The following is a 9,937-nucleotide window of genomic DNA, read 5'->3' on the forward strand; positions in this document are numbered from 1 at the left end:
TCAGCTCACCACCCGACGCGCCGCCGCCGCGATCCCGGCCGGCTGGGGGAGTGCCGCATCCTCCAGCTGACGGGCGTAGGGGATGGGGACCTCCGCGCTGCACACCCGCTCGACGGGCGCGTCGAGTTCGAAGAACGCCTGCTCGCAGATGCGGGACTCGATCTCGGCGGACAGACTGCCGCTGCGCCAGCCCTCGTCGACCACGACGGCCCGGTGGGTCCGCCGGACCGAGCCGACGAACGTGGCGTCGTCCAGGGGCCTCAGCGTGCGCAGGTCGACGACCTCCGCGCTGATCCCCTCGCCTGCCAGTTCCTCCGCGGCTTCGAGGGCCTTGGACACGCAACCACCGTACGCGACGACCGTGACGTCGGTGCCCTCGCGGCGGACGGCCGCGCGGTCCAGGTCGACCTGATGGACCGCCGGGTCGAGCGTTCCGGACGCGTTGTAGAGGCTGCCGTGCTCGAAGAACATCACCGGATCAGGGTCGGCCAGCGCGGCGGACAGCATGTGGCGGGCGTCGTCGACCGTGGCCGGAGCCAGGACGCGGAGGCCGGGGATGTGCGCGTACCAGCCTTCGAGGCTGTGGGAGTGCTGGGCGGCCAACTGCCGTCCCGCGCCGGTCGTCATGCGGATCACCAGCGGCACACCGAGCTGTCCGCCGGACATGTGCCGCAGGGTGGCGGCGTTGTTGAGGATCTGGTCGAGGGCCAGCAGGCTGAAGTTGACCGTCATGATCTCCACGACCGGCCTCAGTCCGGCCAGCGCGGCGCCGATGCCGGCTCCGACGAACGCGGATTCCGACAAGGGCGTGTCCCGGACCCGCTCCGGGCCGAACTCCTCCAGCAGGCCCAGGCTCACCCCGAAGCAGCCGCCGTAGCGGCCCACGTCCTCACCCATCAGGAACACCCGGTCGTCCGAGGCCAGGGCCTCGCGCAGTCCCTCGCGCAGGGCCTCCCTGTAGGTGACGGTGTCGTCGTCGGGATGGGCCCGGGGTCGCGTACGCGTGCTCATGCCTGAGCCTCCTCGTGTCGGCCGGTGACATGCAGCAGCAGATCCTCGGCCGGCTCCTCGGGAGCCTGTTCGGCCGCCCGGACGGCGTGGTCGATCTCCTCGGCGACCTGGCGCTCCAGATCGTCCAGCGCGGCGGTGTCGAGGAGGCCGGCCGTACGCATGCCCTCGGCGAGACCGGTGACGGGGTCGTGCCGCTTCCACTCCTCGACCTCGTCCTTCGGCCGGTACCGGTCCGGGTCGTACATCGAGTGCGCGCGGAACCGGTACGTCCGCATCTCCAGGAAGTGCGGCCCGCTGCCGGCGCGCATGGACTCGACCGCCCCGCGCGCCGCCTTCTCCACGGCGTGCACGTCCATGCCGTCGACGGCCCAGGCCGCCATGCCGTACGACGCCGCCCGCATCGCCAGGTCCGTCTGGGCGTGTTCGCGGGCGAGGGCCGTCCCCATCGCGTACAGGTTGTTCTCGCAGACGAAGAGCACGGGCAGTCCCCAGAGCGCCGCCAGATTGGCGGTCTCGTGGAACTCGCCCTCGGCGAAGGCCCCGTCACCGAAGAAGCAGCAGGTGACCCGGGGCTCGCCGCGCAACCGGTCGGCGAGCGCCAGGCCCGCCGCGAGCGGCAGTCCGCCGCCCACGATCGCGTTGCCGCCGTAGAAGCGGCGATCGGCGTCGAAGAGGTGCATGGACCCGCCGCGGCCGTGGCTGCACCCGGTGGTCTTCCCGTACATCTCCGCCATCACGGCCTCGGGCGGTATCCCACGGGCCAGGGCGTGGCCGTGCTCGCGGTACGTGGAGACGACCGCGTCCCGCTCGTCGAGAGCCTGGTGGACGCCGACCGCCACCGCCTCCTCGCCGATGTAGAGGTGGACGAAGCCCCGGATCGCCGCCGCGCTGTACAGCTCGACGCACCGTTCCTCGAACCGCCGGATGAGCAGCATCCGCCGCAGCAGGTCCAGGTCGTGGGCCGTCGCAGGTGTGCGGGAGGGCGTCGCGGGCCCCTGTGTGCGACGGGGGCGCTTCGCCTTCGGTGTTCCGGCGGACGTACCGCCGTGGGCGGTGGCCATCACGGCTCCTTCTCGGAGAGCTCGGCCGTCCCGGCCGGTCCGGGTGTCTCCAGCGTCGACACGTCGCCCTCGGGCAGGCCCAGTTCGCGGGCCCGCAGCAGGCGGCGCATCACCTTTCCACTGCGGGTGTGGGGCAGATCCTCGACGAACTCGATCTCCCGGGGGGCGACGGCAGGGCCGAGGCGCCGGCGGGCGAATGCCAGGACGTCGCGCCGTAGTTCGGTGTCGGGCGGATACTCGGGGCGCGGCAGCACGAACGCCTTGACTATCGCGCCGGCCAGCGGGTCAGGGCGTCCGATGACACCGGCCTCGGCGACGGCCGGATGCTCCATGAGCGCGCTCTCCACCTCGAACGGCCCGATGAGGTGCCCCGCGGACTTGATGACGTCGTCGGCGCGGCCCACGAACCAGTACCAGCCGCCGGTGTCGCGGCTGACGAGGTCGCCGGTCAGGTACCAACCGTCGGCGAAGCACGCCTCGTAACGGTGCGGCTCGTGCAGGTAGGCCCGGAACATCGACGGCCAGCCCGCCCGCAGGGCGAGCTCGCCTTGGGCGCCCGGTTCCTGGAGGACGTGGACCCGCCCGTTGGTGATCCCGGCCCGGCCGTCCTCGCCGCATGCCAGGACGGCGGCCTCGACGCCGGGAATCGGTCGGCCCATCGAACCGGGCCGCACGGGATCGGCCGGGAAGTTGGCGATCATGATGGCACCGGTCTCGGTCTGCCACCACGTGTCGTGGACCGGAAGCCCGAGAGCCTCCCGGCCCCAGTGCACGGCCTCGGGGTTCAGTGGCTCTCCGACGCTCGCGACGAACCGGAGCGACGAGAGGTCGTGCCGCGCGGCGGGCGTCGGCTCGCCGCCGCGTGGTGCGGCCCGCATGAGCATGCGGAGCGCGGTGGGCGCCGTGTACCAGACGGTGACGTGCTGGTCGGCGAGGATTCGGTACCAGCGCTCCGGGGCGAAGTCCCCTTCGTCGACGACGGTCGTCACCCCGTGGGTGAGCGGGGCGATGATGCCGTACGACATGCCGGTGACCCAGCCGGGGTCGGCGGTGCACCAGAAGACGTCGCCCTCGTGCAGGTCCAGTGCGTAGGCGGCGGTGACGTGATGGGCGAGGACGGCCTCGTGTACGTGTACCGCGCCCTTGGGGGTGCCTGTCGTGCCGCTGGTGAAGTGCAGCAGCGCCGGCTCCGCCGGATCGGTCGGGCCTACTGTGTACGTGTCCGGCGCGGAGGCTGTGAGGGCGGGGAAGGACAGGGTGTCGGGGGGCGGGTCGGCCCCGGGGTCGAGAAGCAGGACGTGCCGCAGGTGCGGAAGACGGGACCGTACCGGGGCCACCTTGCGTTCGTACAGCTCCCGGGTCGTGACCAGCGCCCGGGCGTTTCCCAGCTTCATGCGCAGTGCGACGGGTTCGGGCCCGAAGGCGCTGAACAGGGGACACACGACTCGGCCGGCCCGCAGCGTGCCGAGGACGGTGCTGTACAGCTCAGACCGGCGGCCGAGGAGGGTGAACACCCGCTCGCCGCGTTCCAGTCCGAGCGTCTCCAGAACGTGCGCGAAGCGGGAGCTCTCGGCTGCGAGCGCGGCGAAGCTGACCGTCCGGACGGATCCGTCGCGGGCGATGCAGCGCAACGCGACCTGTTCGCCGTGGCCCTCGTGCAGGTGCCGGTCGACCGCCTCGTACCCGATGTTGATGCCGCCGTCCGGCAGCCCGGCGAGCCGGGACCGCTCCCATCGCCAGGAGAAGACGGCCCGGGCGCTGTCGTATTCGGGCATGACCGGCGTCACCCGCAGGGCGTTCATCGCGGTGGCTCCACGTCGAGCGCGAGGTTGTCGTAGGTGTACTCGATCGATTCGTGCAGGGCGACGACACCGTCGACCGAACGGCAGAGCCGCACGATCACGCGGATGTCGGCCCGCTCGGCGACCCGCCCCGTCAGCCTGACGACTCCGTCGTCGACGCCCACGCGGATCGTGTCGGGGGCCAGGCGCAGAGTGTCGGCCAGGACGTCGTGCTCGATCTCGTCACGGATCGCGGTGTCACTGCGCAGGAAGGGCCGCAGCAGGTCGCTTCGGCTGATGATCCCGACGAGTCGACCGGTCTCGTCGGTCACGGGCAGTCTCTTCACAGCCTTGCGCTGCATCGTCCGGGCCGTCTCGACGAGATTCCAGTTCGCCTGTGCCGTGACGGCCGGCGAGGTCATCAGCTGGGCGGCCGTCTCCCCATCGGGCAGCCCTCGCTCCTGGGACAGCAGCCGGACGCCCGCCCAACGGCCCTCCAGGTCGGGGAGCTCGGCGGTGGAACGCAGCAGGTCGGCCTCCGAGACCACACCGAGCAGGCGTCGGTCGGCGTCGACGACCGGGACCGCCGAGACATCGTGTTCGGCGAAGAGCCGGGCGATCTCCTTGAACGGGGTCTCTGGGGCTGCGGTGACCACGTCGTGGGTCATCACCTCGAAAACCGTGCGGTGCTGCATGACGGTCCTCCTTCACGGGACGCGGCCGCCCCAGTTCTCACTCTGCTGCGCGAAGCCCACCCGGGGCAGTGCCGAATGGTCCCCTTCGGGGACTTTCGGCCCCTATGGCGGCCGGCCGGCCGGGACGCACGGTGGAGAAGGCGAGAGAGCCCGTCTCGGGAGGACCGAGGCCGGGCGCTCGTACCGGGAGGCGAGAACCATGACCGCGACCGGAGCACGACAAGGCCAGGAGAAGCCCCGCGCCGGGTTGTGGGCTCGCGTCGGTGACCGGCTGATCGTGGGTGGTGCCACGGTCGGGGACGAGGGGCGTGACGGTGAGATCGTCGGGCTCCACCATCCGGACGGCACTCCGCCCTTCGATGTCCGATGGTCGGACACGGGCAGGGTCACCGAGGTGTTTCCGGGCCCGGACGCGCGTGTCCAGCACTTTCCGCCGCACGGCACGAGAGAGGCCGGACCCGTGAAGGCCGCTAAGCGGTCGTGAACTCCGCCGTCGCAGCCACCACGCCAGGCACCGACCGGGTCAGGCGCAGGGCCAGAGCCGCAGTAACGGACTCCGGCAGGCGTCCGGCGAGCTTCACCGCGCCATCCTCGACCCGTACGGTCAGCGACGCGTCACCTTCGGGGATCAGATGCGTGAGGAGCTCATGGCGCACGTCCTCGGCGAGTTCGGCGTCGGAGCGAAGGTAGATCTTGAGCAGGTCGCCCCGGCTGACGACACCGACCGGACGGCCGTCCTCGTCCACCACGGGAAGCCGCTTGAGGTGGCCGCGCGCCATCAGCCGCGCGGCCCCGGCGATCGTGGCACCGCGCGGAACCGTGACGGGCGGAGCCGACATCAGGCTGCCCGCCGTCACCGGTCCCGCGTCGTCCCGGGCCTCTCCCGGAACCTTGCCGAGCACGTCCGCCTCGGACACCACACCGACCACTCGTCCCTCGGCCGACAGCACGGGGACTGCGCTCACTCCCCAGCGCCGCATGGACCGGACGATCTCCTTGACCGGTGCGTCGAGCCTGGCGGAGACCACCGCGTGGGTCATCACGTCGTCGACGTCACGTGGGTGCTTCATGACCGGCCTCCGGTACTCCGGCGCCCCGAGTCCTGTTGCTCCGAGGGTGTCGCCTCAGGGCGGCGGACGACAAGGGCCGAAAGGGGCACGTCGGGACCCGGGCAGCACTGGCACGGACCGTCTGCCGATGCTTTCCTGAAAGTGAGGAGGGGGCCCGCCGGAGGGACGCGGGGAAGCGGCTTCGAGCCGCGCACCGCGCGATCAGGATCCGCGAGAAGCGGATGGGCCCCTCCTCCCGTCGTGCCCCCGCGGCGTCACCACGCCCGGTCCGGGCGGGCCGCGCCCGGGACCGACCGGCCCTATGCGGTCACTTCCGTCCGGTGCGAGCGTGACAGCAGACCACCACACGACCCGGAAAGGCGGTGGGCACGATGGAATCGCCTCTGGTGGTAGGGGTCGACGGGTCCGATGCCAGTCTCACGGCCTTGGACTGGGCCGTCGACGAAGCGGTACGGCACGGGCTTCCCCTGCGCATCGTCCATGCCTCCCTGTGGGAACGGTACGAGGGAGTCGTGCCGGCCTGGACCACGGACCGGCCCTCGGGCCAGGTCCTCGCCGAGAACATCGTCGGCACCGCGGCCGAACGCGCCCGGCGCCGGGCACCCGACCTCCCCCTGACCACGGACGTCCTCGCCGAGGACGCGTCCAGCGCGCTGCTCAAGGAGGGGCGGGAGGGCACGATCCTCGTCGTCGGGGCACGCGGGCGCGGCGAGTTCGCCGACCTTCTGCTCGGATCCGTCGGCCTCGTCGTGGCCGCCCGAGCCCACTGCCCGGTCGTCGTCGCCCGTGGGGACCGGCAGGCCCTGGAAGCACGCCACGGGCGCGTCCTGCTCGGCGTCGGCGAGCACGACCTGGATTCGCCGGCCGTGCGGTTCGCCTTCCGTGAGGCGGCCGTCCGGGACGCGGAACTCGACGTCGTCCGCACCTGGCGACGGCAGGCCCATGGACCGGCCGACCACCTGCTGATGAGGCGCGCCGGGGCGGCCTACTTCACGGAAGGGGCTTCCGAACTGCTCGACAAGGCCCTTGAGGCCGCTGCGTCCGAGCACCCCCAGGTGCGCCTGCGCAGGAGCTCGGTCGAGGGCCACGCCCACAAGATACTGACCGAGCGCTCAGCCTCCGCCGACCTGCTGGTCGTCGGCGCCAGGCGCCGGGACGGGCTCGTCGGCCTGGAGCTCGGCAGGGTCGCCCACCGCGCCCTGCACCACGCCTCGTGTCCGGTCGCTGTCGTTCCGCAGCGGCGTCCGGAAGCCACGGAAGGAGACCGGTGATGAACACGGCCGGTGACCCGCATCCTTCGCACGCCACGAGCGACCTCGGCCGCCGCGTCGCATCCAGGCGCACCCGACTCGGCCTGTCGTGGGAGGACGTGGCCGAACGGGCCGGCTCGACGCCCGGCTACATCGCTTACGTGGAGGAGCGCGTGGCCACGCCAGGGATCGAGTTCCTGGTCCGGCTTGCGGACGCTCTGGAGACCACGGTCCAGGATCTCACCGGGTACACGGCGGACCTCGCGCCCGGAGGAGCCCGCGCCGGGGATCGGGCCCGGATGGAGGACATCGGCGAGGCCGAGTGCTGGGAGCTGCTCGACGGTCACGGCGTCGGTCGGATCGCGCTCGAAGGACGGGACGGGCTGATGGTGATCCCCGTGAACTACCAGGTCGTCGACGGGGACATCGTCTTCATGACCGCTGAGGACTCGCCCCTCGCACGCGCCTCTGCGTCCGGCGCGGAGGTCGCCTTCGAGGAGGACCACCTGGACGAGGCCTTCAGCCAGGGCTGGAGCGTGCTCCTTGTGGGTCCGGCGCGAACGGTGTCGGACGAGATCTTTGTACGGAGGATCAAGGATGCCGTCCACTCGGAACCGTGGGCCGGGGACGGGCGGGACACCGTGGTGACCCTCTCACCGCGCCGAGTGACCGGGCGGCGCATCCAGGTGCCCGGCGCGCCCGGCGCGCCGCCCGTACCCGCTGACTAGACGGTTCCTCCGACCGGACCACGCCGGTCATGCAGCCACTTCTGGGCGCGCTCCTGAGGCCTGCCCGGGGAGATCCGGGTCTCGGCCCCGCCGCGCTGGTGCATGGGAGGAGCCGAAGTGCCGCGTCGGGCGGCGCGCCGGCCGACGGCGTTCAGGCCTCGCCCGGCAGAGGTGGCCGACGTGGATGCTGCGCGGGAGGCTGGATGTGCAGGGCGTGCGAGGAGGCGAGTGGCCATGCCTGTCGCGGACGTGATCGTCGTCGTGGTTGCCGTCGGCCTCATCGCCGTGTTGGGCCGGTACTTCTTCGGCCCGCGCAAGGCCGGCACGGTGCGCGTGGAGGACGGCGTGCAGCGGGTCGACGTGACCGTGCGGGGCGGCTACAGCCCGAACCTGATCAAGGTCCGCCAGGGCACGCCGGTCGAGATGGTCTTCGACCGGCAGGAGGCCGGCGAATGCACTTCCCGCGTCGTGTTCCCCGATCTCAGGGTCGGGGCCGGCCTACCCGCCCACACCCGCACGACCGTGCGGCTGAGCCCTGACCGGCCCGGCACCTACGGGTTCGCCTGCGGCATGAACATGATCCACGGGACCCTCGTCGTCGAACCCGCCGACGGCGGAGCACCGGAACCGGGCGCGGTGTCCGGCGGAGAAGCGGCGCCGAGCGCGGGGGAGACGTCGGCCGAGGACGCCGAGGCGGCCGACATCGCCGAGCGCCAGGCGGAGATCAAGGACCTGACCCGCCGAGTCGTCGTGGGTGCCGTGCTCACCGCGCCGGTGCTGTTCGCCGTCATGGCGCACGAGCTGTTCGGCGCCGACTGGGTGCCTGGCTGGATGCTGAACCACTGGGTCCAGCTCGCACTGATCACGCCGGTGATGCTCTACACCGGCTGGCCCGTGCACTTCATCGGCTGGCTGGCTCTGCGCCACCGGTCGGCGGACATGAACTCCCTGATCACTCTGGGCACGAGCGCCGCCTACGGGTTCAGCCTGCTCGTCACCCTCGCTCCCGGGCTGCTCCCCGAGGACGTACGAGAGGTGTACTTCGAAGCGGTCGGCGTCATCCTGACGCTCATCCTGCTGGGCCGTCTTCTGGAGGCCCGCGCCAAGGCCGGCACGGGCGAGGCCATCCGCGCACTCATCGGCCTGCAGGCCCGCACCGCACGCGTCCTACGCGGCGGCACCGAGACCGCGATACCCGTCGAGGAGGTGGTCGTCGGGGACGAGATCGTCATCCGCCCCGGGGAGAAGATCCCGGTCGACGCCGAAGTCCTGTCGGGCTCGTCCGCCGTGGACGAGTCGATGGTGACGGGCGAACCGATGCCGGTCACCAAGCGCGCGGGCGACGGTGTCATCGGCGCCACCGTCAACACCACCGGTTCCCTGCGGGTGCGCGCGGCCAAGGTCGGCGCGGACACCATGCTCGCCCAGATCATCCGGCTGGTGCGGCAGGCCCAGGCGTCCAAGGCGCCGATCCAGCGCCTCGCCGACGCGATCTCCGCCTACTTCGTCCCCGCCGTCATCGCCATCGCGATAGCGACGTTCGCACTCTGGTACACGATCGGACCCGCGCCGGCGCTCACCCTCGCCCTCGTCTCCGCCGTCGCCGTCCTCATCATCGCCTGTCCCTGCGCCCTCGGCCTGGCCACCCCGCTCTCGGTCATGGTCGGCACCGGCAAGGGCGCGCAGGCGGGCATCCTCATCCGCTCCGCCGAAGCCCTGGAAACCGCCCACGAACTCGACACCATCGTCCTGGACAAGACCGGCACGGTCACCATCGGCAAGCCGGTCCTCACCGACATCCGCCCCGCCGCAGGAGCAGACGAAGTCGAACTCCTGCGGCTGGTCGCCGCCGCCGAGACCGACAGCGAACACCCCCTCGCCCAGGCCATCGTCTCCGGCGCCCGCGACCGTGGCCTTCGGCCGCCGACCGCGACCAGCTTCGAATCCATCACCGGAAAGGGCGTCCGCGCCACCGTGAACGGCACGTCCGTCATGGTCGGTACCGCCCGCTTCCTCCACGACACCGGCGTCGACACCTCCCCTCTCGACGCCGTCGCCGCGGACCTCGCGGCCGAGGGCAAGACGCCCGTCCTCGCCGCTGTCGACGGCCGCCCCGCCGGGGTGCTCGCCGTCGCCGACACCGTCAAGAACGACTCCGCCCAGGCCATCGCGGCCTTGCGACAGCTGGACGCCGAGGTCGTCATGCTCACCGGCGACAACGCCCGCACCGCCGCCGCCATCGCCGCTCAGGTCGGCATCCCCCGGGTCCTGGCCGAGGTACTGCCCGAGCACAAGACCGATGAGATCCGCCGACTCCAGGCCGAGGGCCGGACCGTCGCCA

At 71.9% G+C, this 9,937-nt stretch carries 8 protein-coding genes and 1 pseudogene; 4 read left to right on the top strand and 5 right to left on the bottom strand.

Annotation, left to right across the window (positions count from 1 at the left end):
- From ACWFR1_RS31725 to ACWFR1_RS31740, 4 genes are read right to left on the bottom strand one after another with little or no spacing between them, the layout of a single operon-like run.
- Positions 1-1,011: an alpha-ketoacid dehydrogenase subunit beta gene (locus ACWFR1_RS31725; RefSeq protein WP_453557302.1), complete on the bottom strand. Its 1,011-nt coding sequence runs from the start codon at positions 1,009-1,011 to the stop codon at positions 1-3.
- Complete coding sequence (gene pdhA, locus ACWFR1_RS31730) at positions 1,008-2,072, bottom strand: pyruvate dehydrogenase (acetyl-transferring) E1 component subunit alpha (RefSeq protein ID WP_453557304.1); 1,065 nt, start codon at positions 2,070-2,072, stop codon at positions 1,008-1,010. Before pdhA ends, ACWFR1_RS31725 begins: the two co-directional genes overlap by 4 nt.
- Positions 2,072-3,874, bottom strand: coding sequence for an acetate--CoA ligase (gene acsA, locus ACWFR1_RS31735; protein ID WP_453557306.1), 1,803 nt, complete (start codon positions 3,872-3,874; stop codon positions 2,072-2,074). Before acsA ends, pdhA begins: the two co-directional genes overlap by 1 nt.
- On the bottom strand, positions 3,871-4,548 hold the full coding sequence (locus tag ACWFR1_RS31740) for a CBS domain-containing protein (protein ID WP_453557308.1): 678 nt from the start codon (positions 4,546-4,548) through the stop codon (positions 3,871-3,873). The genes acsA and ACWFR1_RS31740 overlap by 4 nt, the downstream gene beginning before the upstream one ends.
- Positions 4,549-4,795: 247 nt before the next feature.
- Between ACWFR1_RS31740 and ACWFR1_RS31745 the strand changes: the two are divergent.
- Positions 4,796-4,975: pseudogene (locus ACWFR1_RS31745) on the top strand (DUF1918 domain-containing protein); the annotation flags it as partial.
- Positions 4,976-5,018: 43 nt separating this feature from the next.
- Here the strand turns inward: ACWFR1_RS31745 and ACWFR1_RS31750 are convergent.
- Entirely contained in the window at positions 5,019-5,618 is a 600-nt protein-coding gene (locus tag ACWFR1_RS31750; RefSeq protein WP_453557310.1) for a CBS domain-containing protein, read from the bottom strand.
- Between the two features lie 371 nt (positions 5,619-5,989).
- On the opposite strand from ACWFR1_RS31750, the gene ACWFR1_RS31755 reads away from it, so the two are divergent.
- The 3 genes from ACWFR1_RS31755 to ACWFR1_RS31765 all read left to right on the top strand — a co-directional run.
- Positions 5,990-6,889, top strand: a complete 900-nt coding sequence (locus ACWFR1_RS31755) for a universal stress protein (RefSeq protein ID WP_453557312.1) — start codon at positions 5,990-5,992, stop codon at positions 6,887-6,889.
- Entirely contained in the window at positions 6,889-7,596 is a 708-nt protein-coding gene (locus ACWFR1_RS31760; RefSeq protein ID WP_453557314.1) for a helix-turn-helix domain-containing protein, read from the top strand. The genes ACWFR1_RS31755 and ACWFR1_RS31760 overlap by 1 nt, the downstream gene beginning before the upstream one ends.
- A 234-nt stretch (positions 7,597-7,830) precedes the next feature.
- Positions 7,831-9,937: heavy metal translocating P-type ATPase (locus ACWFR1_RS31765; RefSeq protein WP_453557316.1), on the top strand; the 2,107-nt coding region annotated here is incomplete at its 3' end.

The sequence above is a fragment of the Streptomyces sp. NPDC055103 genome (assembly GCF_053607625.1).